We start from the raw sequence: 25277 nt of genomic DNA on the forward strand, positions 1-25277 counted from the left end.
TCTGGTCGCAGCGACGCGACCGACCACGGCGCACCGCGCCGCCAGACCTGCACCACTGCATACGGCCAGAGTTGTTCCTGGCCCAAGATCACGGAAGGTCACCATGACCCCGCCTGCCACCACCCGGGACCGCCTGCGCGTGGCGATCCAGAAGTCCGGTCGCCTCGCCGAGCCGGCCCGCGACCTGCTCGCCTCGTGCGGGCTGACCTGGCGCGAGAGCCGGGACAAGCTGTTCTGCTATGGCGAGTCCCTGCCCGTGGACCTGCTGCTGGTCCGCGACGACGACATCCCCGGCCTGATCGCCGACGGCGTCTGCGACCTCGGCGTGGTCGGACGCAACGTCCTGGTCGAGCACGACCTGGGGCGCACGGCCAACGGCCAGGCTGCCGCGCTCAAGGAGTGGCGTCAGCTCGGGTGGGGTGTCTGCCGCCTCGACATCGCCATCAACGACGACGAGCAGTGGACCGGCCCGGAGCAGTTGGCCGGTCGGCGGATCGCCACCAGCTTCCCGCGCACTCTCGAGGACTGGCTGACCGACAAGGGTGTGGACGCGCAGGTCGTCACCCTGTCCGGGTCGGTGGAGATCGCCCCGCGCCTGGGGCAGGCCGACGTGGTCTGTGACCTGGTCTCCACCGGCGGCACCCTGGCGGCCAATGCCCTCAAGCCCGTCGAGACGCTGCTGCACTCCGAGGCTGTCATCGCCGGTCCGTTCGCCCCGCTGGAGGACGGTCGCGAGGAGATCGCCGACCTGCTGCTGCGCCGGATGGATGGTGCGCTGCGGCTGAAGGAGACGCGCCTGCTGATGCTCCGCGCGGGCCGTGACGTGCTGACCGAGGTGCTCCAGCGGCTGCCGGCCGGTGGCGAGCCGACCGTGCTGCCCGTGGATGGCCGCGACGAGGTCTCGGTGCAGCTGCTCTGCCACAACGCTGTCCCGTGGCCGCGGCTGGAGGAGCTCAAGCGTGCCGGGGCGCACACGATCATGGTGCTGCCGGTCGAGGGGATGCTCGCATGAGGACGGTCACCTGGTCCGAGGTCGATGAGACCACCCGCGCTGAGTTGCTCTCCCGTGGCACGGCTGCCGCCGGGCCGCAGGTCACGTCGGGGGTCGCCGACATCCTGGAAGGTGTCCGGGAGGGCGGCGATGCCGCACTGCAGGCGTATGCCGAGAGGTTCGACCGCGCGCCGGCTCAGTCCGTGGTGGTTGGCCAGGAGGAGATCGCCCGGGCTGCCGCCGAGCTGCCGGAGGCGTTGCGCACCGCGATCACCGACGCCGCCACCAACATCCGCACCTTCCACCGGGCCGGCATGACGGTGAGTTATGAGGTCGAGACCGCCCCCGGCGTGATCTGCGCGCGGGTGGTCCGCCCGATCCGCCGGGTGGGGCTCTATGTCCCCGCCGGCAGCGCCCCCCTGCCCTCGACCGCGCTGATGCTCGGTGTCCCCGCGCAGCTCGCAGGCTGCCCTGAGGTCGTCCTGTGCACGCCGCCGGGGGAGGACGGGCGTGCGGACCCGACCGTGCTGGCAGCGGCCGCCGAGTGCGGGATCACCCGCGTCTTCGTGACCGGGGGAGCGCAGGCGATCGCTGCGATGGCCTATGGCACCGAGTCCGTGCCGCGCTGCGACAAGATCTTTGGGCCCGGGAACGCGTGGGTCACCGAGGCCAAGCGGCAGGTCAGCACGGCCGAGGGCGGCCCCGGGATCGACATGCCGGCCGGGCCCTCGGAGGTGCTGGTCATCGCGGACGCCGGGGCGGACGCCGAGTTCGTGGCCGCAGACCTGCTCTCCCAGGCCGAGCACGGCCCGGACTCGCAGGTGCTGCTGCTGACCGACGATGACGCAGTGGCCCAGGCGGTGGCCGAGCAGGTCGAGGAGCAGTTGGCCGTGTTGCCCCGGGCCGACATCGCAGCAAAGTCCCTGGGCTCCAGTGCCATCGTGGTCACCCAGGATCTGGACGAGGCGTTCGCCATCAGCAACGACTATGCCCCCGAGCACCTCATCCTGGCGCTGCGCGAGCCCGAGGACTGGTTGCCCAAGGTTGAGCGCGCCGGGTCGGTCTTTCTCGGGGACTGGGCCCCCGAGACCCTGGGTGACTATTGCAGCGGCACCAACCACGTGCTGCCCACCGCCGGCGCCGCGCGCTGGACCGGCGGGGTCAACGTCGCGAGTTTCCAGATCGCGATGACCGTGCAGCGGGTGAGCCCGGAGGGTCTGGCCGCGGTCGGACCGACGGCCGTGGAGCTGTCGGGCGCCGAGGGTCTGATCGGTCACCAGGCTGCGGTCACCCGGCGCCTGGCCCGTGCCTCGACGACTGGGGCGACCACGGCGACGACCAGTGGGGCGACCACGGCGACGACCACGGGGGCGACCTCGTGATGGCGGACCAAACCCCTCAGACAATGCCTGACGGGCGTGCGACACCTCCCTCAAAAATCGGGGAGTTCCGTGCACAGCTGATCCGGGAGGACCTGCGCGACTTCACCGGCTATTCCTCGGCGCGCACCAGCGACACCGGCGCCCCGGCCACCATCTGGCTCAACGCCAACGAGGCCTCGACCGCCAGCGCGATCGACCCCGAGGGTGCCCAGCGGCGCTATCCCGACCCGCAACCGGCCGATCTGATGGCCGCCCTCGCCGACACCTATGGCGTCCGGCCGGAGCAGGTGGTCGTTGGCCGGGGGAGCGATGAGTGCATCGACCTGCTGGTCCGCACCCTCACCGCCCCCGGTGGTCAGGACGCGATCGTCCAGGCACCGCCAACCTTCGGGATGTATGCCGTGTCCGCCCGACTCCACGGCGTGCCGGTGATCGACGTCCCCCAGCGGGATCTCGGCACCCTCTGGGAGGTCGACGTTGACGGGATGCGCGCGGCCGTGGAGGCTGGCGGCGCCACAGCGGTCTTCCTGACCAGCCCCGGCAACCCGACCGGTGCGGTCGTCCCGCTGGAGGACATCGAGCAGCTCGCTGCGGACCTGGCCGACCAGGCCGTGGTGGTGGTCGATGAGGCCTATCAAGAGTTTGCCGGACCACGCAGTGCCGCAACACTGTTGGACGCCCACCCCAACCTGGTGGTGCTGCGCACGCTGTCCAAGGCCCACGGCCTGGCTGGGGCGCGCATCGGCACAGCCCTGTGCCACCCGGACCTGGCCACGGTGCTGCGCCGGGTGCAGGCGCCCTATCCGATGCCGACCCCGGTCGCCGAGCTCGCGGTCGCAGCCCTGTCGGCATCGGTGCGCCGCTCGGTCGACGCCCGCGTCCTGCAGACCCGCACCAGCCGCGAGTTGCTCGCCGAGATCCTGCAGGCCGACCCGCGGGTGACGTCGGTCTATGCCAGCGAGGCCAACTTCCTGCTGGTCCGCGGCCCCGGTGTGGACTCCCTGCTCACCGAGCTGCGGGCCAGTGGCATCGTGGTGCGCGACATGCGCCACCTGCTCACCGACGCCCTGCGGGTCACCGTGGGGTCACCGGAGGAGATCGAGGCAGTCCAACAATCCCTGGGCAGTGCCGCCCAGCCCAGCACACTCACCCCCGCACGAGCACGAGGAATCCACACATGAGCACGCAGCGCCCCGTCCTGTTCATCGACCGGGACGGCACCCTGATCGAGGAGCCCGAGGACTGTCAGATCGACGCCTTCGACAAGCTTCGCCTGGTGCCGGGGATCATCCCGGCCCTGACCCAGTTGCGCGACGCTGGCTGGGACTTCGTCATGGTCTCCAACCAGAACGACCTGGGCGGGCCGAACTTCCCCGTGGAGACCTTCCAGGGCCCGCACGACCTGCTGCTGCACATCCTGGAGAGCCAGGGCATCACCTTCAAGGAGGTGCACGTCGACCCGCACCCGCCGGGCCCCAACCAGCCCGACACCCGCAAGCCGGGCATCGGCATGGTCAAGCACCTCCTCAAGGACCGCAGCATCGACTGGGACCGCTCGATGATGGTCGGTGATCGCCTCTCCGACCAGGAGTTTGGCGACAACCTCGGCATCAAGACCTTCCTGCTGCAGAGCTCGATGGGCCAGGGCGGGGACGAGGCGGTCAGCTGGGACCACATCGCCCACGTGCTGTCCAACCGACCACGTGTCGCCGTCGTGGACCGCAACACCTCCGAGACCACAATCCACGTCGAGGTGGACCTGGACCGCACCGGAGACATCCAGGTCTCCACCGGGCTGGGCTTCCTGGACCACATGCTTGACCAGTTGGCCAAGCACGGCGGTTTCTCGATGAAGGTCACCTGCGAGGGCGACCTGCACATCGACGAGCACCACACCATCGAGGACACGGCCCTGGCGATCGGCCAGGCCATCGACGAGGCGCTCGGCGACCGGCGCGGGATCGGCCGTTACGGGTTCACCGCGCCGATGGACGAGGCCCAGGCCAGTGCCGCCCTCGACCTGTCCGGGCGTCCGTTCCTGAAGTTCGAGTGCGACTTCAACCGCGAGATGGTCGGCGACCTGCCGACCGAGATGGTGGAGCACTTCTGGCGCTCGTTCGCCGAGGCTCTGCGAGCCACCCTGCACCTGTCGGTGACTGGCGACAACGCCCACCACCAGATCGAGGTGGGCTTCAAGGCCGTCGCCCGCGCGCTGCGTCAGGCCCTGCGCGTGGAGGGCAGCGAGCTGCCGTCGACCAAGGGTGTGCTGTGAGCCGTGGCTAGGTCCAGGGTCGCGCTCGTCGACTCCGGCGGCACCAACATCGGGTCCGTGCGCTATGCCCTGGACCGCATCGGCGCAGACGCCCGACTGACCAGTGACCCGGCGCAGATCCGCGCTGCCGACCGGGTCATCCTCCCGGGGGTCGGGGCAGCAGGAGCCGGTATGCGGAGGCTCCGGGAGGCCGGACTGGTGGAGGTCCTGCGAGAGGTCGAGCAACCCCTCCTCGGGGTGTGCCTGGGCATGCAGTTGCTCTTTGACTGGTCCGCCGAGGACGGCGGCGTCGAGTGCCTCGGTCTGCTGCCCGGGGAGGTCGTCCCCATCCCGCGTGCCCCTGGTCTGCGGGTGCCCCACATGGGCTGGAACACCCTGACTGCCGTGCGTAACGATCCGGTCACGGCAGGGCTGCCTGACGGGACGCGCGCGTATTTCGTGCATAGTTATGGCGTCCCCGTCACGTCCGACACGGTCCTGACGACCGAGCACTCCGGCACCTGGAGCGCTGTGGTGCGCCGGGGCAACAGGTGGGGCGCACAGTTCCACCCCGAGCGATCGGCCCGTGCCGGCGCGAGGCTTTTGACAGACTTCGTCTTGGAGGTGACGCCATGACCGACTTCACCGTCTATCCCGCGATCGACGTCCGCGAGGGCCGCGTCGTCAGGTTGCACAAGGGTGACTACGCCAAGGAGACCCGCTACCCGACCGAGCCGCTGGAGGTGGCACTGGAGTATGCCGAGGGCGGAGCCAGTTGGCTGCACCTGGTTGATCTGGACGCCGCCCGCGCCGGGGGTTACACCCTGATCCCGCTGCTGCGCGAGATCGTCTCCGAGACACCGCTGTCCGTGCAGACCGGCGGAGGAGTGCGCAGCAAGGAAGACGTCGAGGCTCTGCTCGAGGCGGGTGCCTCCCGCGTGGTGATCGGCTCTCTCGCCGTCACGGAGCCGGAGACGGTCACCGAGTGGATCCAGGACTTCGGCACGGACCGGATCACCGTCGCGCTCGACGCGCGCACCGGTGAGGACGGCTCCTGGGTGCTGCCCACTGCCGGGTGGACCTCCGACTCCGAGACCGACCTCGCGGTGCTGCTGAGCCACTACGCCCGCTCGGGTCTGGCACACGCTCTGTGCACCGACATCGGCCGGGACGGCACGCTGTCCGGCCCGAACCTCAACCTCTACACCTTCCTGACACGCGCTGTTCCCGACGTTGCGGTGCAGGCCTCTGGCGGCACCCGCCACGCGGCCGACGTGCGTGGGGTCCGCAAGCTCGGTTGCGCCGGCGTCATCCTGGGCAAGGCCCTGCTCGAGGGTCGCCTGACCATCGACGAGGCCATCGCCGAGGAGCGCGAGTGACTCTGGCCCGCAGGGTGATTGCCTGCCTGGATGTCCGAGATGGGCGGGTCGTGAAGGGCACCCGGTTCCGGGACCACCAGGACATGGGCGGCATCACCGAGCTCGCCGCGCGCTACAGCGCCGAGGGCGTGGACGAGTTGGTCTTCTATGACATCACGGCCAGTCCCCAGGGGCGCCGGGTCGACGTGGACTGGATCGACCGGGTCGCCCGCGAGATCGACATCCCGTTCTGTGTGGCCGGTGGCATCAGCTCCGTCGAGGACGCCCGAGCCGTGCTCCTGGCCGGTGCCGACAAGGTTTCGGTGAACACACCCGCCACCCGCCGGCCCGAGCTGGTGGGCGAGTTGGCGCGAGAGTTCGGCAGTCAGTGTGTCGTGGTGGGCGTTGACAGCCTGCGCGACGAGGACGGCCAGTGGCGCATCCGGCAGCTCACGGGCGACCCGGACGCCACCCGGGCACTGGACACCACGACCCTCTCCTGGGTGCAGCGGGTGCAGGAACTCGGCGCGGGGGAGATCGTGCTCAACGCGATGGGCTCCGACGGAGTGCGGCAGGGGTATGACGTGGAGCAGCTCAGCGCGGTCCGACAGGTGTGTGGGGTGCCGCTGATCGCCTCCGGAGGGGCGGGCAACGCCCAGCACTTCGTCGATGTCTTCCGTGACGCTGACGTGGACGGCGCCCTCGCCGCAGGCGTGTTCCACTCCGGTGACCTGGCCATCTCGGACCTGAAGGCAGCATTGCACGAGGCAGGCATCGAGGTCCGCTTCGAGGACCCGGCACCGACACCGAGGAAGATCACGACCGCATGAGCGCACCGCTGCAGTTGCCCGACGGCCTGAGCGTGAGCGACCTCGCCTTCGCCAAGCAGGACGGGCTCCTGCCGGCCATCGTGCAGCACCACCGCACTGGCCGGGTGCTGATGCTCGGCTATCAGGATGCTGAGGCCCTCACCGCGACCCTGACGACGGGGCTGGCGACCTTCTTCAGCCGCAGCCGGCAGGAGCAGTGGGTCAAGGGCGCCACCAGTGACAACTATCTGCGCGTCACCTCGATCCAGATCGACTGCGACCGCGACACTGTCCTGCTGTTCTGTGACCCGGATGGACCCACTTGTCACACGGGGTCGCAGTCCTGTTTCGACGGAGAGTCGAGCCCGCCGGAGGCGAACCCTGAGGTGGGTTCCTTCATCGCCGAGCTGGAGCAGGTCGTGGTCATCCGCGATCGGGAGCGTCCGCAGGGGTCCTACACCACCACGCTGCTCGAGGGTGACATCCGCCGCATCGCCCAGAAGGTGGGGGAGGAAGGCGTGGAGACCGCGCTGGCTGCCGTGGCTCAGGAGGACCCAGAGCTCATCGGGGAGTCGGCCGACCTGATCTATCACCTGCTCGTGTTGCTGCGCAGCCGTGGTCTCGGGCTGGCGGATGTCGAAGCCGAGCTCCGCCGACGCCACGGCTGAGCTGCCGACCGGTCAGAGGAGAGCCTCTGCGTGCAGAGTGCCATCATGAACGTATGACGACGCTCTATGTGCGAGACGTGCCTGTGGAGCTGGCGGAGACGCTCAAGGAGCGTGCGGCGACCGCGGGGAAGTCTCTATCGGCTTACGTGGTCGCAGAGTTGGGCCGGATCGCTTCACGCCCCACGAACGCCGAGATCGTGACTCGGCTGCGGCAACGGGCTCGCTCGGACGGCCCCAGCGCGACGGAGATCGTTGAAGCACTGCAGGAGTCCCGGCGGTGATCGTCATCGACGCCTCTGCGATGGTCGAGGCCCTCGACGCGCCCTTCCACACCTGCGACAGGACACTTGAAGCAGAACGGCTTGACGCGTCGGTGATCTGCTGATGATCCACACGGAGTTCGCGTGGGAGACTGCGGACATGGTGGCCGACCGAGCTGTGGTGATCCGTTGGGGCGACCTGGAGCCGACTCCGTGGAAGAACGGTGGCGGCCTCACCCGCGAGATTGCCTCCTCGCCAGAGGGCTCCAACACGAGTGACTTCGACTGGCGGGTCAGCATCGCGGACGTCGAGGCGGCCGGTCCCTTCTCGAGTTTCCCCGGGGTCGATCGGGTGATCACCCTGCTCGAGGGAGGCTCGATGATCCTGGACAGCGAGTCTGGCAGGACCGTCCTCACAGTGCGGGAGCCGCACAGCTTCCCTGGTGAGGCGTCCGTCACCTGCGAGTTGCCCGATGGCTCGACCCGTGACCTCAACCTGATGACGCGCCGTGGCCAGGCAAGCGGTGACGTCAGCATCCACACCGTGTCCTCGCCCATGCGGATTGACGGCGACGGCTCGCGCCGTCTGGTGGTTGCCCTTGAGGACGGTGTCGATGCCAGAGAGAGCCAGCGTTCGAACTGGACATTGGACTGCTTTGACGTCCTCGACACCACCGGTCCGTTGTCGGTCGGCCCCGGAACCTTCGCGCTGATCAGCGTCCTGTGATCTGCCCAGGAGCTAGACCATGGCGGACTTCATGACCCGCAGTGTCCCTCACGATCTGGCGTCCTGAACTCCGGCCACACCGGCGGAGAGGATGCGTGCGTCGGCGGTCACCAGGACGCACGACTCGGTCTGTGCTTGTGCGAGCAGCAGGCGATCAAAGGCATCAGAAGCGAAAGAGCAGGCCGATCCAGGAGACCAGGACGATCCCGAGCACCACGAAGGGCATCCACGGCTTCCACGCCTGCGGATAGAGCACGCCGGTGTAGTAGTGGTCGATAAAGCCTGTCTCGCTGAGTCGTGACCATCCCCCGCGCACCCGGGCGCTGTTCTCGAGGGTGGTGAGAGGGCAGGGGAGGTCTCGGACCTGGCCGGCCAGGCCCCATGCGAGTGCGGGCAGGTGCAGCCACAGGACCCACGGCACAAACCAGGCCAGATAGCCGCCAAGGACCGCAACCACCGTGAAGGCGACGTGGGTTGCCATCGCGGCCACCGCCAGCACCCGGTGTGGCAGCACCCCGGTTGGTGTCAGGGTCGGTGAGTCGGTCACGTCCTCAGGATAGGTCTCTCCCGCAGCCCTGACACGGCGCGTGCAAGACCGCAATCCTTTCCGGGCAGGGCGGGCGAGACCTCTATTTTTCTGCGGGCGGGACGTGCGAGACCTTTATCTTTTTGCGGGTGGGGCGTGCGAGACCTTTATCTTTTTGCGGGTGGGGTTTCGGGGATGGGTGGCTCGTCCAGCATGATGGTCTGCGTGATCATGTCGATCCCTAGCCCGGACATCAGCCAGTTCCAACTTGGCCCACTCACCATCCGCTTCTATGCCCTGTGTCTGCTGGCCGGCATGATCCTGGCCTGGTTCATCGGCCGGAAGCGCTGGGTGGCACGAGGCGGACTGGCGGACACGTTCGAGTCGATCGCCATCGTCGCGATCCCCTCCGGCATCGTGGGCGCCCGGATCTATCACGTGGCCACGCACTGGGAGGACTATTTCGGTGAGGGCCGGGACCCGATCAGCGCCCTGTATATCTGGGAGGGCGGCATCGCGATCTTCGGTGCCGTCATCGGCGGAGCCCTGGGCGCCCTGTTCGTCTGCTGGCGCAAGGGCGCGCGGATCACCGCCTTCGCCGACTCGCTCGCGCCGGGCCTGATCCTGGCCCAGGCCGTCGGACGCCTCGGCAACTGGTTCAACCAGGAGCTCTTCGGCGGGCCGGACGACGGCCCGCTGGGCCTGGAGATCGACCCTGACCGCAGGCCGTCGGAGTATCGCGATGTCGAGACCTTCCAGCCGACCTTCCTGTATGAACTCACCTGGAACGCTCTCGGCTGCCTGCTCCTGCTCTGGATCGACCGCAGGTTCAAGCTGGGGTGGGGCAAGCTCATCGCGCTCTACATGGTGATCTACGGCACCGGGCGGTTCTGGATCGAGGGGATCCGCACCGACTTCAGTTATATGGTCGGCCCGCTGCGCACCAACCAGGCGACGGCACTGCTGTTCATCATCGTGGGCATCCTCCTGTTTGCGATCTCCCACACGCTGCGCAAGGGGCGCGAGCCCTGGGTGGAGCGCGCCGGCGTCGGGGGACCGGACTATGTGCCCGCAGAGCACGAGGCTGGCGCGATCACCGCCGACGACCCCGCTGAGTCATCAGCTGCCCGCGATGGTGACGAGGCAGTTGGTGTCACCGCCGATGACGAGGCGGGCGGCGTCACTGCCGACAGCCCTGACGAGCCCGCGGAGAGCAACGAAGACGTCACCCCGCGCTGAGACGCTGTGGCCGCAGCCCGACGCGGGCCAGCTCCAGCCCCGCCAGGTCAGAGATGGCTTGCTCATCACCGGCGCGCCAGGCCCCCAATGGATCCGGATCAACGCGCACGAGCCGGCGCGGTGACTGGTGCACCAGGGCTCGCAGCGCGAGCAACTCAAGGGCGCTGTCGCCCTCACGCAACCGGGCCAGCTCGGTCGTCCGACGGGCCCAGTGGGCGCGCAGCAGGACATAGACCCCGACCACGAACAGGATCGGCACGGCTCCAACGAAGACCGACAGCAGCCACGCCACCCGCGTCACGCCGGTGTCCAGGGCATCACCGGCCGAGACCAACGAGCCTCCGGCGTCGGCAGCGCCGGTGAACGGACCCGTGAGCCGGTCACCCACCAGCGGGACCTCACCGATCTGACCAGCCACATCGTCCATCCGGGTCTGCACGGTGGTGCCGGCTGTGCGCAGCGGCTCCGCCGGCACGGCCAGCAGGCGGACCAGGTCAAAGGCCCACCGTGCAATCAGGACCCACAGGACGACCCAGGCGACGGCGAGGAGATCACCGGTGACCTGCCGGGTGCGTCGGGCCGGGGTTTCGGCATACCACTGCATGACAATGACGGTATGGCTCAGCAGACCCCGGCACCAGCACCCGACGCGCTCTCGCGCGCGGCGCGGGGCTGGCTGGACCACCTGCGCGTCGAGCGGGGAGCCTCCGAGCACACCCTGCGGGCCTATCGGCGCGACCTCGACCGCTATCTGGCCTTCCTGCGCGGACGTGGCATCACGGCGCCGACCGACGTCGCCGAGGGCATGGTCAGCGACTTCCTGGCGCACCTGCGCACCGGCGACGACGAGCACCAGCCGCTGGCCGCCTCCTCGGCGGCTCGGGCGCTCGTCGCGGTGCGTGGGTTTCACAAGTTCCTCGCGGCCGAGGGCGACGTGGCCGATGACCCCGCCCAGCAGGTCGCCCCGCCCACACCGGCGCGCCGCCTGCCCAAGGCCATCAGCATCGAGGCCGTCGAGCGGCTCCTGGACGCTGCCTCGGTGGGGGACACCCCGGCCAGCCTGCGCGACCGGGCCCTGTTGGAGGTGCTCTATGGCTCGGGTGCCCGGGTCAGCGAGGCCATTGGGCTGGACCTGGACGACATGGATCTCGGCCGCGATGCCGACCCATCCAACGGCAGCAACAGCCGAGCAGGCGCAAGCAACGGGGACGACGCACCCGAGGATGCCGTCGTGCGCCTGTTCGGCAAGGGCAACAAGGAGCGCATCGTGCCGCTGGGCAGGTATGCCACCGACGCGCTCGAGGCCTGGCTCGTGCGGGGCCGCCCCACCTTTGCAGCCAAGGGCAAAGGCACCCCGGCGGTCTTCCTGAACCAGCGCGGTGGACGGCTCTCCAGACAGAGCGCCTGGAACATCATCCAGGCGGCGGCGGAGCGGGCCGACCTGTCCGGTCACCTCAGCCCGCACACCCTGCGTCACTCCTTTGCCACGCACCTGCTCGACGGCGGGGCCGACGTGCGCGTGGTGCAGGAGCTGCTCGGGCACGCCTCGGTCGCGACCACCCAGATCTACACGCTGGTCACCGCCCGGCACCTGCGTGAGGTCTATGCCCAGGCCCATCCCCGCGCCCGGTGACCCGACTCAACCACCGCCGTGGGTGCCGTCCCGGCTGAGCCGGGTGACGGCATACGAGGGTGCGCCATTGGTGACCAGACGTCAGTGCGGTTAGGGTCGGAGCGATCGGCGCGACGCCGACCACGGACCAGAGGGCGGAGTGAGCGTGACATCCGAGGCGACGAGGCAGGACACGGCGACCAGCAGCGCGACCCACGACCGGCTGCCCGGCACCGAGACCGCCGGCAGCGGACAGATCGGCCCCACCGGCCGACCGATGCCGGAGTTCGCTGTCCCGACGCCCCTGGACCGGCACGGCCCGGCCCGGGTGATCGCGATGTGCAACCAGAAGGGTGGCGTCGGCAAGACCACGACCACCATCAACCTGGGTGCGGCGCTGGCGGAGTATGGCCGCAAGGTGTTGCTCGTCGACTTCGACCCCCAGGGCGCGCTCTCGGTCGGCCTCGGTGTCCCCACGCATGAGCTTGACGTCACGATCTACAACCTGCTGGTCGAGCGTGATCACGACATCAAGGACGTGATCCAGCAGACCCGCGTCACCAACCTCGACGTGGTGCCGGCCAACATCGACCTGTCGGCCGCAGAGGTCCAGCTCGTGGGTGAGGTCGCCCGCGAGCAGGTGCTGGCCCGGGTGCTGCGTCCCGTGCTGGACGACTATGACGTGATCCTGATCGACTGCCAGCCCTCCCTGGGCCTGCTGACCGTGAATGCGCTGACCGCGGCCCACGGCGTCGTGATCCCGCTGGAGTGCGAGTTCTTCGCGATGCGCGGGGTGGCACTGCTGATCGAGACGATCGACAAGATCACCGACCGGCTCAACCCCGCGCTGTCCCTGGACGGCATCCTGGCCACGATGTATGACGGGCGCACCCTGCACTCCAAGGAGGTCGTGCGCAGCGTCGTGGACCACTTCCAGGACAAGGTCTTCCACACCGTCATCAGCCGCACCATCAAGTTCCCCGACGCCACCCTCGCGGCCGAGCCGATCACCTCTTATGCCAGCACGCACAGCGGTGCGGAGGCCTATCGGCAGCTGGCCCGTGAGCTGATCTCGCGCGGCGGCGCGCCCTGACCTTGGAGACGACCCTGGCCGACCCCGGGGAGCCAGCGGCCATCCCCGAGGTGGACCCGGCTCAGGCCGTCCCTGGCGGCGTGCTCACCCGGCGCGGCCCAACGCCGTTCCAGGTGCACCTAGATGTCTTCCAGGGGCCGTTTGAGCTGCTCCTCGGGCTGATCGCCAAGCACAAGCTCGATGTCACCGAGATCGCGCTGGCCAAGATCACCGACGAGTTTGTGGCCCACATCCGGGTGGCGCAGGAGGCGGACGACGACTGGGACCTCTCGCAGGCCTCGGAGTTCCTGCTCATTGCCGCGACGCTGCTGGACCTGAAGGCCTCACGCCTCCTGCCGAACCGTCGCGAGGAGGACGAGGAGGACCTCGAGCTCATCGAGGCCCGGGACCTGCTCTTTGCCCGGCTGCTGCAGTATCGCGCCTTCAAGGACGTCGCCGCCGCCTTCGCCACACGGATGGAGACGGTGGGGCGGATCTTCCCGCGCGACGTCGCCCTCGAGGATGAGTTCACCCGGCTGCTGCCTGAACTGGTCATGAACATCACCCCCGAGCAGTTGGCGATGATCGCCGCCCGCGCGATGGCTCCCAAGCCTCCGCCCACGGTGGGGCTCACCCACCTGCACGCCCCGCAGGTGTCGGTGCGTGAGCAGGCAGTCCTGGTGGTGCAGCGTCTGCGGCTCACCGGCACGGCGAGCTTCCGGGAGCTGGTCGCGGATGCCGACACCACGCTGGTGATCGTGGCGCGCTTCCTGGCGCTGCTGGAGCTCTTCCGCGAGTCCCTGCTGTCGCTGGACCAGGAGGACCCGCTCGGCGAGCTGACCGTCCGGTGGACCGGCAGCGACAGTGGCGACGTCGAGGTCAGCGACGAGTTCGACGAGGACGACCAGGAGAGCACCGATGAGTGAGCCCCAGAACGAGGGCCAGAGCGAGCCCCAGGACGAGCCCCGCGACGAGTCGCCGGACGAGTCGGACGAGGTGCAGGACGCCACGCCGCCCGAGGAGCAGACGCCCGAGGAGCAGGGCGTCGAGCAGGTCGCCTTCGACATCAACGACTTCCCCGGTGGGGCCCGCTCGGCGATTGAGGCGGTGCTCATGGTGATCGACGAGCCGGTCGAGGAGACCGTGCTCGCCTCGGCGCTGGAGTTGCCGATGGAGGACGTCATCTCCATCCTGGAGACCCTCGCCAGCGAGTATGCCGACAGTGACCGTGGGTTCATGCTGCGCCGGTTAGGCGGGCGCTGGCGGATCTATTCCAAGCCGGCCTATGCCCCCGTGGTGGAGAAGTTCCTGATGGGCGGGCAGCAGGCACGACTGACCCAGGCCTCCCTGGAGACGCTCGCGGTCGTGGCCTATCGGCAGCCGATCTCCCGGGCCAGGGTCAGTGCGGTCCGAGGTGTCAACGTCGACGGTGTCGTGCGCACCCTGGTCTCGCGTGGCCTGATCGAGGAGGTCATCGTCGACGGCGAGCCTGGCCAGGCCGCGCTGTATGGCACGACCGATCTGTTCCTGCAGCGGATGGGCCTGGACAGCCTCGACGACCTGCCCCCACTTGCTCCCTACCTGCCTCCGGCAGATGTCATCGAAGAACTCGCGTCGGAAGGACACGCATGAACCCGCCCCAGCAACGAGGTGGCCCCAGCGGTGGGTCACGAGGTGGATCTAGCGGTGGGTCACGAGGTGGATCCAGTGGTGGGTCACGCGGCGGCTCCGGTGGTGGACCGCGCGGCGGCTCCGGTGCCGGATCCGGTGGCGGCAAGCGCCGTCACAACCCGCGCGGACGCCCGGGGCGCCCAGTGGGCCCCGACGCTGGCCCGCCCCGCAAGATCAAGCCCAAGCGGTCGACCACGCCGCCCCCGGTGGACAACTCGGGAGCGGACGTCCACCAGCCGGACGGCGTGCGGCTGCAGAAGTTGCTCGCGTCCGCTGGCATCGGCAGCCGTCGAGCGTGTGAGTTGCTGATCACCCAGGGGCGGGTGGAGGTCGACGGTCACATCGTCACCGAGCTCGGCGTGCGGGTCGACCCGGTCGCTCAGAGCATCCATGTCGACGGCACGCGGGTCGTGCTCGACGACAGCCGGGTCTATCTGGCCTTCAACAAGCCGCTGGGCGTTGTCTCCACGATGAGCGACGACCTGGGACGCGCGTCGATCTCCGACTATCTGCCGCCGCGCAACGAGCGGCTGTTCCACGTCGGGCGCCTGGACGCTGACACCGAGGGGCTGCTGCTGCTCACCAACGATGGTGAGCTGGCCCACCGGTTGCAGCACCCGGCCTACGAGGTGCCCAAGACGTATATCGCTCGTGTCCCCGGGCCGGTCCCGCGCGAGCTGGGCAAGGTCCTGCGCGCCGGTGTTGAGCTCGAGGACGGCATCGTCAAGGTCGACTCCTTCAAGCTCATCGATTCAGCCCCCGGCAAGGCGATCGTCGAGTTGATCCTGCACGAGGGCAAGAAGCATGTCGTGCGCCGCCTTCTGGCCGAGGTCGGCCACCCCGTCGAGGCGCTGTCCCGCGTCCAGGTCGGGCCCATCCTGCTCGGGCAGCTGCGCACCGGCCGCACGCGTGCGCTGACACAGGCGGAGGTCGGCGGGCTCTACAGCGCCGCCGGACTCTGACCCAGCCCGCGCCCCTGGACGGATGCTTCTCAGGACACCGGACAAGTTAGGCTGGTCCGGTGCCTGAGAACCCGATCACTATCGCCATCGACGGGCCCAGCGGATCAGGCAAGTCGAGCGTGTCCAAGCAGGTTGCCCGCGAGCTCGGGCTGACCTATCTCGACACCGGCGCGATGTATCGCGCGCTCACCTGGTGGTGTCTGCAGCAGGGGATCGACCTGACCGACACCCAGGAGGTCGCCGAGCAGGCCCTGACCTACCCCCTGGAGATCGGGACCGACCCCGACGCGCCGAGCATCCACGTGGGCGGCACAGATGTCGCTGCCGCGATCCGCGAGACCGCCCTGAGTGAGCAGGTCTCGCACATCGCCACCAACCTGGCGGTGCGCGCCACGATGCGTGACCAGCAGCGTCAGCTCATCGCCGACGCACGGCACGCGGGCGCCGGGATCGTCGTCGAGGGCCGCGACATCACGACGGTCATCGCCCCCGACGCTGACCACCGGTTCCTGCTGACCGCCTCCGAGGAGGCCCGGCTCGCGCGCCGTGCGCGTGAGCTCTTCGACACCGATGACGCCCAGGCGATCGCCGCGACGCACAATCAGATCGTGCGCCGCGACGCCGCCGATGCCACCGTCTCGGCGTTCTTCGAGCCGGCGCCAGGTGTCGTGGGAATCGACACCTCCGACCTGACGTTCGAGCAATCAGTGGGTGCGGTGCTTGACGCCATCGCCCAGGCGACCCCCACGCCCACGCCCTTCCACACCCCAGACGACGGAGGCAATTGATGACCACCCAGGCCGAGACTTCCCAGACGGACGCGCAGACCAAGCTGTCGGCATACGCCCATCCTGAGCGGTTGGTGACCACCCAGTGGCTGGCCCAGAACCTGGGAGCCGACAACCTGGTCGTGCTCGAGTCCAACGAGGACGTCCTGCTCTATGACACCGGGCACATCCCCGGCGCGCTCAAGCTCGACTGGCACCTGGACCTCAACGACCAGCTGTCGCGGGATTATGTTGACGGCGAGCAGTTCGCGCAGGTCATGGGTGAGCGCGGCATCGGGCGCGACACGATCGTGGTGATCTATGGCGACAAGAGCAACTGGTGGGCGACCTATGCGCTCTGGGTGATGACGCTGTTCGGTCACGAGGATGTGCGCATCCTGGACGGTGGCCGGGCCAAGTGGATCGCCGAGGGCCGGGAGACCACCACCGACGTCCCGACCGTTGAGGCCGTGGACTATCCGGTCGTGGAGCGCGACGACAGCACCATCCGCGCGTTCCAGGCGGACGTGCTCAAGCACCTGGGCCAGCCGATGGTCGATGTGCGCTCCCCGGGTGAGTTCTCCGGTGAGCTGCTCTCGATCCCGGACTATCCGCAGGAGGGCGCGATGCGCGGCGGGCACATCCCGGGCGCGAAGTCGGTGCCGTGGGGCAAGGCAGCCAACGAGGACGGCACCTTCAAGAGCCGCGAGGAGCTGGAGGCGCTCTATCAGGACGAGCAGGGACTGGCGCCGTCCGATGACGTGGTCGCCTACTGCCGCATCGGTGAGCGCTCGAGTCACACCTGGTTCGTGCTGACCCACCTGCTCGGCTTTGAGCAGGTCCGCAACTATGACGGCTCGTGGACCGAGTGGGGCAACTCCGTCGGCGTGCCGGTGGAGCGCTGATGGCGGGTCAGTTCGCCGCATCCACCCGCACCGACGACCTGCCGGAGGCGATGGCCGAGTTGGCGGGGGAGTTCCACGAGTTGGCGCAGAAGGAGCGGTTGCAGTTGCTCCTGGAGCTCGCCAACGATCTGCCAGACCTGCCCGACTCGTATGCCGGTCGGCTGGGTGAGATGGAAAAGGTCGACGAGTGCCAATCACCTGTCTTCCTGGCGGTCGAGGTGGACTCCGATGAGTCCCGCACCGTGCACATCTTCTTGTCCGCGCCGCCGGAGGCGCCGACCACCCGTGGGTTCGCCGGCATCCTGCACGAGAGCCTGGACGGGCTCGGCGCGCAGGAGATCCTGGCCGTGCCGGACGAGGCGCCCTATCGCTTCGGGCTGTCCGAGGCCGTGTCGCCGCTGCGGATGCGCGGCATGGTGGGCATGCTCGGACGCATCAAGCGTCAGGTGCGAGCCCACACCACCATCGACGAGAGGCAGTGACCGTGTCGGACACCAACGGCGAGGTCGACCCCGTCGACACGCCCACCGGCGGGGTTGACCCGGCCGACGCGCCCACCGGCGGGGTCGACCCGGCCACCGCTGGGGAAGATCTGGCCGCGCAAGACGTCGACCCGTCTTTTGAAGAGGCGCTGCGGGCCGGACTCGATGACTTTGACCTCAGCGAGGAGGACCTCGCCCTCGTCGAGGGACGACGCCGTCAGGCCGCTGAGGACCTCGAGGCCGAGACGCGCCCAGTCGTGGCCGTCGTCGGGCGTCCCAACGTCGGCAAGTCGACCCTGGTCAACCGGATCCTCGGGCGCCGCGAGGCGGTCGTCGAGGACCTGCCCGGTGTGACGCGCGACCGCGTGGCCTATGACGCCGACTGGGCGGGCCGCCGGTTCACCCTCGTCGACACCGGCGGGTGGGAGGTCGACGCCAGCGGCATCCACCTGCGCGTGGCCGAACAGGCCGAGGTGGCCGTTGAGCTGTGTGACGTCGTGATGTTTGTCGTGGACGCCACGGTGGGGGCCACCAGCACTGACGAGAGTGTCGTGCGGTTGCTGCGTCGCTCCGGCAAGCCAGTCGTGCTGGTGGCCAACAAGGTCGATGACCAAAAGGCCGAGATGGAGGCGGCTGCTCTCTGGTCGCTCGGCCTGGGACAGCCGTGGCCCGTGTCCGCGCTGCACGGTCGGGGCAGCGGTGACGTGCTCGACGCGGTGCTGGAGCACCTGCCGCAGAAGTCGACCGTTGCGGGAGCCTATCCGCGGGGCGGACCGCGCCGTGTCGCCCTGCTCGGGCGCCCCAACGTCGGCAAGTCCTCGCTGCTCAACAAGCTGGCGGGGGAGGAGCGGGCCGTCGTCGACAATGTTGCCGGCACCACCCGTGATCCCGTCGACGAGTTGATCGAGCTCGATGGCAAGCAGTGGCGCTTCGTCGACACCGCCGGGATCCGCCGCCGGGTCCATCAGGCCCGGGGCGCGGACTTCTATGCCTCCCTGCGGACGCAGACAGCCCTGGAGAAGGCCGAGGTCGCCATCGTGCTGCTCGATGCGGCGGACAAGATCGCCGAGCAGGATGTGCGCGTGATCCAGCAGGTCATCGACGCCGGGCGGGCGCTCGTCATCGCCTACAACAAGTGGGACGAGGTCGACGAAGACCGCCAGCACTTCCTCGAGCGGGAGATCGAGCGCGACCTGGTGCAGATCACCTGGGCACCCCGCGTCAACATCTCCGCGCTGACCGGCCGGCACACCAACCGTCTGGTCCCGGCGCTGGAGACGGCGCTGGACTCCTGGGACTCGCGCATCTCCACCTCACGACTCAACTCCTTCCTCGGCGAGATCGTGGCAGCCCACCCGCACCCGGTCCGTGGTGGCAAGCAGCCGCGGATCCTGTTCGCGACCCAGGCCGACACCCGTCCGCCCCGGTTCGTGATCTTCGCCAGCGGCTTCATCGAGCACGGTTATCGCCGGTTCCTGGAGCGCCGTCTGCGTGAGCAGTTCGGGTTTGCGGGCACCCCGATCGAGATCTCGGTGCGGGTCCGGGAGAAGCGGCGCCGCTGACTCGACCCCGGATTCTTGCTGGGCGACTGTCATGGGATAAAGTTCAGTCCGCTCACGAGCACTCGGGCTGTGGCGCAGTTTGGTAGCGCACTTCACTGGGGGTGAAGGGGTCGCAGGTTCAAATCCTGTCAGCCCGACCGAGAGATGTCGCAGGACATCGAAGACAGCCGGATCCACACACTGTGGGTCCGGCTGTCCTGGTTTCACGATCCGCCCGGCACCGTGCAGCGGAGCCAGCGTGCGCGCCACGGCGACCTCGTGGCGGAGCCGGCGTGCGCGCCACGCTGACCGCGTGGCCGTCCGGGTGGGTGCTCGTGCAGAGGTCACGTGGGCGGGCAGAGATGGTCCTGCGGGTGTCGTCGCATGCGACTACTTCTGCAGGATCGAATCAGCCGGTCGAGACGGCGTCCATGGCGGCCCGGATCTCCGCGAGGTCGATGCGGGTCTGCTGGAGCATCGCGGTCGTTGCGGCGGCAGCCCGTGCGGGGTCAGGGTCGTTGCACAGGTCGTCGAGCTCGGCGGGATAGACCTGCCAGGACAGACCAAAACGATCCTTGAGCCAGCCGCAGGGACCGCCCTCTCCGCCCTCGGACAGTGACTCCCGCAACTGGTCGGACTCTTCCTGCGAGTCACACGGCACGCACAGCGAGATGGCCTCGGTGAAGGGGAAGTCCGGGCCACCGTTGAGGGCCTGATAGTGCTTGCCGTCCAGCTCGAAGTCGACGGTCAGGACGCTGCCCACCTCGTTGGGCGAGGGCGTCGGCACGGTGTAGCGGGTGACCTTGGTGATGCGGGAGTTCGGGAACAGCGAGGTGTAGAAGGTTGCGGCCTCCTCACCGTCGGTGTTGAACCACAGGCACGGGAAAACGGGATGCATGGGGGGCTCCTTGTCAGTGCGCGGTCAGTGCGTTGTCAGTGCGCGGCCGGTTGGTCCGGCCACAGATATGGACTGGCAGGCTGCCGCAGACTCATCGGCCCTGCTGCTCGTGAGTTGGGCCAATGCTGCTGCTCGTGAGTTGTGGCAACACTGCTGCTCGTGAGTTGTGGCAACACTGCTGCTCGTGAGTTGTGGCGACACTGCTGCTCGTGAGTTGGGCAAACGCCCCTGGAGGGTCGGTGCACTCACTCACGAGCGCCAACGCGACCAGCAGAGCGGACATGTCGCCAAGGACGTCAGGGTGGCTCACATTGCTGCCACGGGACCGTAGGCTGTGCATGTGAGCAGCACGGACGATCGCGGGGGGCGCGCAGGGGCTGTCCTCAACGTGCCCAACGTGCTGTCCAGCCTTCGCCTGGTGGGGGTGCCGCTCTTCCTGTGGGCGATCCTGACCGATCAGGACGTGCTCGCAGTGATCGTGCTGATGGCCTCGGGGGTCACCGACTATCTCGACGGCAAGATCGCCCGGCACTTCGGCCTGGTCACCACCCTGGGCCAGTACCTCGACCCCATGGCCGACCGGCTCTACATCGCCTCCACCCTCTTTGGCCTCGCCTGGCGCGAGATCATCCCGTGGTGGCTCGTCCTGGCCATCGTGGCGCGCGACCTGTTCGTGCTGAGTCTCTATCCGGTCGTGCGCAGTTATGACCTGCCCGTGCCGCCGGTGCACTTCATCGGCAAGGCAGCGACCTTCAACCTGTTGTGCGGCTTCCCACTGATCCTGCTCGGGCAGTTCGACACCTGGCTGGGAGCAGCCGTCCTGCCCGTGGGCTGGGCCTTCGCGTGGTGGGGGACCGGCCTGTATGCGCTCGGTGCCGCCCTCTATGCGTGGCAGGTCGGCGTTATGGTGGCGCAACGGCGACGACAGTGGCAGGCGGTGGGAGCATGAAATCTCGGCCGCGCCGCGCCGCCGCAGGGGACAAGGATCCGGCCGCGTCGATGGCGCTGTTGCGCGAGGTCATGGATCCTCCGTTGGACCCGGGTTATGCCTCCTCCGCGGATCGGCGCGAGCGGGCCGGGCAGCCGCGCAGCACCGGCGGACGGACGGTCCTGCTCGTGGTCACGTCGGTCCTGCTCGGGTTCCTGCTCTCCGTCGCGGCCCAGACGTTGCGCACTCCCGACCCGGCGGACGCGGCGACGCGGGCCGAGCTGACCGAGCGCATCGAGACCGCCGACGCCCTGGGGGACGAGCACGCCACGCAGATCGAGACCCTGCGCGGCGAGATCACCAACCTCCAGGACCGTCTCGCCACCCCCGTCGTGGACCAGGCCGAGCTCGACGAGGCAGCCCTGGCGGCAGGCGCGACGGCCGTGGTCGGGGAGGGCGTCGTGCTGACCCTGAATGACCCACCACCGAGTGCGGACCGCACGGACGACGAGCGGGTCCTCTCCCGTGACCTGCAGACGATCGTCAACGGTCTGTGGGCCCACGGCGCCGAAGCCATTGCGATCAACGATCAGCGGCTCACCTCGACCTCCACGATCCGCTTTGCCGGGCAGGCGATCGTGGTGGACCTCAAGGCACTAGCGCGGCCCTACGAGGTGGTCATCATCGGCGACCGCGAGGAGTTGATGGACGAGATGCGCTCGGGGAGCACGGGCAGCTATCTGACGGAGTTGCGGTCCGACTACGGCATCCTCGTGGACCTGTCGCCGCAGGACGAGGTCACGCTGCCGGCTGCCTCCCGACTCAGCACCCGTGTGGCGCACGTGCCAGAGCAGACCCGAGCATCGGAGAACGACCAGTGATCCCCCTCATCGGACTTGCCGCAGGCATCGTCATGGGACTGGTGCTCTCGCCCACGGTGCCCCTGTGGCTCGAGCCCTATCTGCCGATCGCGGTGATCGCGGCGATGGACGCTGTCTTCGGCGGCGTCAGGGCAGCCCTCGAGGCGGCCTTCAACGACAAGGTTTTCGTCGTCTCGGTCCTGTCCAACGTGCTGGTGGCGGCCCTGATCGTGCTCCTGGGCAACCAGCTGGGCGTGGGCAGCCAGCTCTCGACCGGCGTGGTGGTCGTCCTCGGCCTGCGGATCTTTTCCAACGTCGCGGCGATCCGACGGCACCTGATGGGGGCCTAGCGATGGCCGAGCCAACGGACCGTCCACCAGGTCCCAAGCAGGGCAGCCCACCAGTCTCGATTGGGCACGCGTGGCGCCGGCTGCTGCGGCTGGTCCGTCCCCGCATCAGTCCCGGCAACCTGCTGGCCGCCATCGTGACGGTTGCGGTGGGATTTGCCCTGGTCGCCCAGGTGCAGGCGGCCAATGACGTGGCCCTGGACGACCTGCGCGAGACCGACCTGGTGGCCCTGCTGGACGACGTGACCGAGCGCGCCGACACGCTCGAGGGTGAGATCCGTCTGCTCGAGTCCGACAAGCGCGCCCTGGAGGACGGCAGCGGCGCCGAGGCCGGCCAGGCGGCACGCGCCCGGCTGGCCAGCCACCAGATCCTGGCCGGCACGGTCGCGGTCGAGGGCCCGGGCATCACGATGACGGTCGACGCCCCCGACGGCGGCTTCACGCCCACGATGATGATCGACCTGATGCAGGAACTGCGCAATGCCGGCGCGGAGGCCATTCAGATCGGGCCGGTGCGCGTGGTGGCCAACAGCTGGATCGGGATCGAGAACGGCACCCTCATCGTCGACGGTGAGGAGGTCCAGGTGCCCTTCCGCATCCTCGCCATCGGTGACCCGCACACCCTCTCCGGGGCGATGGCGATCCCCGGCGGGTTCAGCGACAGCGTCCGGGGCATTGGCGGCAACGCCCAGGTCGTCGAGGGAGAGCTGCTGGTGGTCGACGCGCTGCACCAGACACAGGAGCCTCAGTACGCACGCCCCGTGCCGTCAGAGTAGGGTCAGCACGACCCAACGTTTCGACGAGGAGACCGGATCTCATGAGCGAGTTGCAGTTCCCAGACAACCTCCGCTACACCAGCGACCACGAGTGGATCGAGGACCGCGGGGAGGACGTGGTGCGAGTCGGCATCACCTCCTTCGCCCAGGACGCCCTGGGTGACGTGGTCTACGTCAGTCTCCCGGCCGTTGGCGACGAGCTCACCGCGGGTGACGCCTGCGGTGAGGTCGAGTCCACCAAGTCGGTCAGTGACCTCTATGCGCCGCTGAACGGCGAGGTCACCGCGGTCAATGACGCGCTGGACGCCACCCCCGAGCTCATCAACTCTGACCCCTACGGCGAGGGCTGGATGATGGAGATCAAGGTGGCCGATGCCTCCGCCCTCGACGGACTGCTCGACGTGAGTGCTTACCGGGAGCAGACCAACTAGGCTGGGAACACACACCGAAGGAGGAGGTTGCTGGTGACTGAGCGCGAGCGCGAGCACTACGGGTCCGGCGTGGACCCGACCGCCAATCTGCCCCGGGGGGTTGAGCTGCCCGCGCAGGGCTACTCCTTCGATGAGGAGGTTCCCCGCCTCTCCGACGAGGACCAGCGCACGGTGGAGGCCCTGCGGCCGAGCACCGCGCTGCTCATCGTGCTGCGCGGCCCCAACACGGGGGCCCGGTTCCTGCTTGACGCTGAGGAGGTCAGCTCGGGGCGTCACCCTAACAGCGACATCTTCCTCGACGACGTCACCGTCTCCCGTCGCCACGCAGTCTTCGCGCGCTCCGGCGAGGGCTATGAGGTGCGTGACGTGGGCTCGCTCAACGGCACCTATGTCAACCGCGAGCGCATCGACCAGCAGGTCCTCGAGCAGGGTGACGAGGTGCAGATCGGCAAGTTCCGGCTGGTCTACTACCGCGGGCGGGCGTGACGCTCCACCCCATCGGGACGGTGCTGCGCCTGCTGCGGCAGGAGTTCCCCGAACTCACCGTCTCCAAGATCCGTTTCCTCGAGACCGAGGGGTTGGTGCTGCCCCAGCGTCGCGAGTCCGGGCAGCGGGCCTTCACCGATGAGGACATCGACCGGCTCCGGTTTGTCCTGCGCGCTCAGCGCGACCGGTTCTGGCCGCTGAAGGTCATCAAGGCGGCCCTGGACCGGATGGATCTGGGGCTGGACCCCTCCACCCCAGCCGGTGGTTCCGACCAGACCCGGTATGCCGAGGGCTCGCCGAGCGAGCAGGGTCCACCGTCGGCGTCGCCTGGCACCGACGCGGGGGAGGGCCCCGCTGCCGGGGAGTCGGGCTCCACCGGGGGCAGCGGGTCCGATCATCCTGAGCCCGTGGGGGCTCGGTTGCCCACCGCCGGCCAGCTGCGTCGGCGCCGGACCATTCGACTCACCCCCAGCGAGCTGCGCGAGCACACCGGGCTCGACGTCGCGGCCTACACCCAGCTCAAGGCGTTCGGCCTGATCCGCACCGACGCCAGTGGGCGCCACGGAGCTGACGACCTCGACGTGGCCCGCGAGTGCACGACGCTGGCGGCGCACGGGCTCGAGCCGCGCCACCTGAGGCTGTTCCGGGTCGCCGCAGACCGCGAGATCGGACTGGCCCAGCAGATCCTGGAGCCGGTGCGCCGCAGGCGGGCCCGCGGCGCCGCCGACGCCGACCCCGAGCAGCTCGAGGCCGAGATCCTGGCGCGCACCCTGGCACTGCACGTCGCCCTGGTGCGGGCAGGTCTGGGGCAGACGCAGTAACCTGGCAGGGTGAAGGAGTTGGACGTCCTGGGTGTGCGCGTCGAGATGCCGACCAACAACCCCATCGTGCTGCTGCGGGAGCGAGAGGGTCAGCGCTACCTGCCGATCTGGATCGCCGCGCCGGAGGCCACCGCGATCGCCTATGCCCAACAGGGGGTGCAACCGCCGCGACCGCTGACGCACGACCTGATGGTCACGCTGATCGCCGACCTGGGGCACCGTCTGGAGGAGGTGCGGATCACCTCCATGGAGGACAACATCTTCTATGCCGTCCTGGTGCTCGACGGCACCAAGGAGATCTCGGCCCGCCCCTCCGACGCGATCGCGCTCGCGCTGCGGGCCGGCACCCCGATCCTGGCGTCCGAGGATGTCCTCGACGCTGCGGGCGTCGCGATGGCCGTCGAGGATGAGGACGAGGTCGAGCGGTTCCGCGAGTTTCTCGATCAGGTCTCCGCGGAGGACTTTGAGGCCGGCAGTGACGACACCCCCCCGGACCCGCAGCCGTGA

Annotated in this window: 31 protein-coding genes and 1 tRNA gene; 29 read left to right on the forward strand and 3 right to left on the reverse strand. The window is 68.9% G+C overall.

The genetic code is table 11. The annotated features are described in order from the left end of the window. Positions 1 to 103: 103 nt before the first annotated feature. The 10 genes from hisG (at position 104) to NF556_RS10450 (ending at position 8446) form a co-directional block, all read left to right on the forward strand. The gene (gene hisG / locus NF556_RS10405; protein WP_252595583.1) at positions 104 to 1012 is read left to right on the forward strand and encodes an ATP phosphoribosyltransferase; all 909 of its coding nucleotides are present in this window, start codon (positions 104 to 106) and stop codon (positions 1010 to 1012) included. Further along, positions 1009 to 2373: a histidinol dehydrogenase gene (hisD, locus tag NF556_RS10410; RefSeq protein ID WP_252595584.1), complete on the forward strand. Its 1365-nt coding sequence runs from the start codon at positions 1009 to 1011 to the stop codon at positions 2371 to 2373. Before hisG ends, hisD begins: the two co-directional genes overlap by 4 nt. 23 nt (positions 2374 to 2396) lie before the next feature. Beyond that, on the forward strand, positions 2397 to 3554 hold the full coding sequence (gene hisC, locus NF556_RS10415; protein WP_252595585.1) for a histidinol-phosphate transaminase: 1158 nt from the start codon (positions 2397 to 2399) through the stop codon (positions 3552 to 3554). Continuing rightward, positions 3551 to 4645, forward strand: a complete 1095-nt coding sequence (hisB, locus tag NF556_RS10420; RefSeq protein ID WP_252595587.1) for a bifunctional histidinol-phosphatase/imidazoleglycerol-phosphate dehydratase HisB — start codon at positions 3551 to 3553, stop codon at positions 4643 to 4645. Before hisC ends, hisB begins: the two co-directional genes overlap by 4 nt. Positions 4646 to 4648: 3 nt before the next feature. Further along, the gene (gene hisH, locus NF556_RS10425; RefSeq protein ID WP_252595589.1) at positions 4649 to 5260 is read left to right on the forward strand and encodes an imidazole glycerol phosphate synthase subunit HisH; all 612 of its coding nucleotides are present in this window, start codon (positions 4649 to 4651) and stop codon (positions 5258 to 5260) included. Then, positions 5257 to 6003, forward strand: a complete 747-nt coding sequence (gene hisA, locus NF556_RS10430; RefSeq protein ID WP_252595591.1) for a 1-(5-phosphoribosyl)-5-[(5-phosphoribosylamino)methylideneamino]imidazole-4-carboxamide isomerase — start codon at positions 5257 to 5259, stop codon at positions 6001 to 6003. Before hisH ends, hisA begins: the two co-directional genes overlap by 4 nt. Beyond that, complete coding sequence (hisF, locus tag NF556_RS10435) at positions 6000 to 6812, forward strand: imidazole glycerol phosphate synthase subunit HisF (protein WP_252595592.1); 813 nt, start codon at positions 6000 to 6002, stop codon at positions 6810 to 6812. The genes hisA and hisF overlap by 4 nt, the downstream gene beginning before the upstream one ends. Further along, positions 6809 to 7459, forward strand: coding sequence for a bifunctional phosphoribosyl-AMP cyclohydrolase/phosphoribosyl-ATP diphosphatase HisIE (hisIE, locus tag NF556_RS10440; protein WP_252595593.1), 651 nt, complete (start codon positions 6809 to 6811; stop codon positions 7457 to 7459). Before hisF ends, hisIE begins: the two co-directional genes overlap by 4 nt. Before the next feature lie 53 nt (positions 7460 to 7512). Continuing rightward, positions 7513 to 7740: a FitA-like ribbon-helix-helix domain-containing protein gene (locus NF556_RS10445; protein ID WP_252595595.1), complete on the forward strand. Its 228-nt coding sequence runs from the start codon at positions 7513 to 7515 to the stop codon at positions 7738 to 7740. 103 nt (positions 7741 to 7843) lie between these two features. After that, positions 7844 to 8446 carry a HutD/Ves family protein gene (locus tag NF556_RS10450; protein WP_252595596.1) on the forward strand — a complete coding sequence of 201 codons (603 nt, stop codon included), beginning with the start codon at positions 7844 to 7846 and terminating at the stop codon, positions 8444 to 8446. Positions 8447 to 8609: 163 nt separating this feature from the next. Here NF556_RS10450 and NF556_RS10455 read toward each other — a convergent pair whose 3' ends face one another. Continuing rightward, positions 8610 to 8993: a DUF2784 domain-containing protein gene (locus tag NF556_RS10455; RefSeq protein ID WP_252595598.1), complete on the reverse strand. Its 384-nt coding sequence runs from the start codon at positions 8991 to 8993 to the stop codon at positions 8610 to 8612. A 210-nt stretch (positions 8994 to 9203) separates the two neighbouring features. On the opposite strand from NF556_RS10455, the gene lgt reads away from it, so the two are divergent. After that, positions 9204 to 10211: a prolipoprotein diacylglyceryl transferase gene (lgt, locus tag NF556_RS10460; RefSeq protein WP_252595599.1), complete on the forward strand. Its 1008-nt coding sequence runs from the start codon at positions 9204 to 9206 to the stop codon at positions 10209 to 10211. Here the strand turns inward: lgt and NF556_RS10465 are convergent. Next, positions 10198 to 10815 (reverse strand): hypothetical protein, encoded by a 618-nt coding sequence (locus NF556_RS10465; RefSeq protein WP_252595600.1) that lies wholly within the window; start codon positions 10813 to 10815, stop codon positions 10198 to 10200. The two genes, lgt and NF556_RS10465, sit on opposite strands and share 14 nt — an antisense overlap. Before the next feature lie 12 nt (positions 10816 to 10827). On the opposite strand from NF556_RS10465, the gene xerD reads away from it, so the two are divergent. The 10 genes from xerD (at position 10828) to NF556_RS10515 (ending at position 19381) form a co-directional block, all read left to right on the forward strand. Next, positions 10828 to 11844, forward strand: coding sequence for a site-specific tyrosine recombinase XerD (gene xerD / locus NF556_RS10470; RefSeq protein WP_252595601.1), 1017 nt, complete (start codon positions 10828 to 10830; stop codon positions 11842 to 11844). Positions 11845 to 12100: 256 nt separating this feature from the next. Beyond that, the gene (locus tag NF556_RS10475) at positions 12101 to 12916 is read left to right on the forward strand and encodes a ParA family protein (protein WP_252595772.1); all 816 of its coding nucleotides are present in this window, start codon (positions 12101 to 12103) and stop codon (positions 12914 to 12916) included. A gap of 2 nt (positions 12917 to 12918) precedes the next feature. Beyond that, positions 12919 to 13821, forward strand: coding sequence for a segregation and condensation protein A (locus tag NF556_RS10480; RefSeq protein WP_425607072.1), 903 nt, complete (start codon positions 12919 to 12921; stop codon positions 13819 to 13821). Next, complete coding sequence (scpB, locus tag NF556_RS10485; RefSeq protein WP_252595602.1) at positions 13814 to 14527, forward strand: SMC-Scp complex subunit ScpB; 714 nt, start codon at positions 13814 to 13816, stop codon at positions 14525 to 14527. Before NF556_RS10480 ends, scpB begins: the two co-directional genes overlap by 8 nt. Beyond that, positions 14524 to 15528 carry a pseudouridine synthase gene (locus NF556_RS10490; RefSeq protein WP_252595603.1) on the forward strand — a complete coding sequence of 335 codons (1005 nt, stop codon included), beginning with the start codon at positions 14524 to 14526 and terminating at the stop codon, positions 15526 to 15528. The genes scpB and NF556_RS10490 overlap by 4 nt, the downstream gene beginning before the upstream one ends. 59 nt (positions 15529 to 15587) lie before the next feature. After that, positions 15588 to 16316 carry a (d)CMP kinase gene (cmk, locus tag NF556_RS10495; RefSeq protein WP_252595605.1) on the forward strand — a complete coding sequence of 243 codons (729 nt, stop codon included), beginning with the start codon at positions 15588 to 15590 and terminating at the stop codon, positions 16314 to 16316. Beyond that, the gene (locus NF556_RS10500) at positions 16316 to 17200 is read left to right on the forward strand and encodes a sulfurtransferase (RefSeq protein ID WP_252595606.1); all 885 of its coding nucleotides are present in this window, start codon (positions 16316 to 16318) and stop codon (positions 17198 to 17200) included. The genes cmk and NF556_RS10500 overlap by 1 nt, the downstream gene beginning before the upstream one ends. Next, positions 17200 to 17682: a SufE family protein gene (locus NF556_RS10505; protein ID WP_252595608.1), complete on the forward strand. Its 483-nt coding sequence runs from the start codon at positions 17200 to 17202 to the stop codon at positions 17680 to 17682. Before NF556_RS10500 ends, NF556_RS10505 begins: the two co-directional genes overlap by 1 nt. A gap of 110 nt (positions 17683 to 17792) precedes the next feature. Continuing rightward, positions 17793 to 19244 carry a ribosome biogenesis GTPase Der gene (gene der / locus NF556_RS10510; protein ID WP_252595774.1) on the forward strand — a complete coding sequence of 484 codons (1452 nt, stop codon included), beginning with the start codon at positions 17793 to 17795 and terminating at the stop codon, positions 19242 to 19244. 63 nt (positions 19245 to 19307) lie between these two features. Beyond that, a tRNA-Pro gene (locus NF556_RS10515) sits at positions 19308 to 19381 on the forward strand. 251 nt (positions 19382 to 19632) lie between these two features. On the opposite strand, the gene NF556_RS10520 is transcribed toward NF556_RS10515, so the two are convergent. Then, positions 19633 to 20121, reverse strand: a complete 489-nt coding sequence (locus tag NF556_RS10520; RefSeq protein ID WP_252595609.1) for a VOC family protein — start codon at positions 20119 to 20121, stop codon at positions 19633 to 19635. A 340-nt stretch (positions 20122 to 20461) separates the two neighbouring features. Here NF556_RS10520 and NF556_RS10525 point away from each other — a divergent pair, with 340 nt between their 5' ends. The 8 genes from NF556_RS10525 to NF556_RS10560 are packed head-to-tail and all read left to right on the forward strand — an operon-like array spanning position 20462 to position 25277. After that, entirely contained in the window at positions 20462 to 21070 is a 609-nt protein-coding gene (locus NF556_RS10525; RefSeq protein WP_252595610.1) for a CDP-alcohol phosphatidyltransferase family protein, read from the forward strand. Further along, the gene (locus tag NF556_RS10530) at positions 21067 to 21930 is read left to right on the forward strand and encodes a DUF881 domain-containing protein (RefSeq protein ID WP_252595611.1); all 864 of its coding nucleotides are present in this window, start codon (positions 21067 to 21069) and stop codon (positions 21928 to 21930) included. Before NF556_RS10525 ends, NF556_RS10530 begins: the two co-directional genes overlap by 4 nt. After that, positions 21927 to 22259, forward strand: coding sequence for a small basic family protein (locus NF556_RS10535; RefSeq protein WP_252595612.1), 333 nt, complete (start codon positions 21927 to 21929; stop codon positions 22257 to 22259). The genes NF556_RS10530 and NF556_RS10535 overlap by 4 nt, the downstream gene beginning before the upstream one ends. Before the next feature lie 2 nt (positions 22260 to 22261). Beyond that, positions 22262 to 23032: a DUF881 domain-containing protein gene (locus NF556_RS10540; RefSeq protein WP_252595614.1), complete on the forward strand. Its 771-nt coding sequence runs from the start codon at positions 22262 to 22264 to the stop codon at positions 23030 to 23032. A gap of 41 nt (positions 23033 to 23073) precedes the next feature. Then, on the forward strand, positions 23074 to 23463 hold the full coding sequence (gcvH, locus tag NF556_RS10545; protein WP_252595616.1) for a glycine cleavage system protein GcvH: 390 nt from the start codon (positions 23074 to 23076) through the stop codon (positions 23461 to 23463). A gap of 33 nt (positions 23464 to 23496) precedes the next feature. After that, positions 23497 to 23949 (forward strand): FHA domain-containing protein, encoded by a 453-nt coding sequence (locus tag NF556_RS10550; protein WP_425607017.1) that lies wholly within the window; start codon positions 23497 to 23499, stop codon positions 23947 to 23949. Next, the gene (locus tag NF556_RS10555; protein ID WP_252595617.1) at positions 23946 to 24770 is read left to right on the forward strand and encodes a MerR family transcriptional regulator; all 825 of its coding nucleotides are present in this window, start codon (positions 23946 to 23948) and stop codon (positions 24768 to 24770) included. The genes NF556_RS10550 and NF556_RS10555 overlap by 4 nt, the downstream gene beginning before the upstream one ends. Positions 24771 to 24779: 9 nt before the next feature. Beyond that, positions 24780 to 25277, forward strand: a complete 498-nt coding sequence (locus tag NF556_RS10560; RefSeq protein ID WP_252595618.1) for a bifunctional nuclease family protein — start codon at positions 24780 to 24782, stop codon at positions 25275 to 25277.

It is taken from the genome of Ornithinimicrobium faecis (assembly GCF_023923225.1).
GTDB lineage: Bacteria > Actinomycetota > Actinomycetes > Actinomycetales > Dermatophilaceae > Ornithinicoccus > Ornithinicoccus faecis.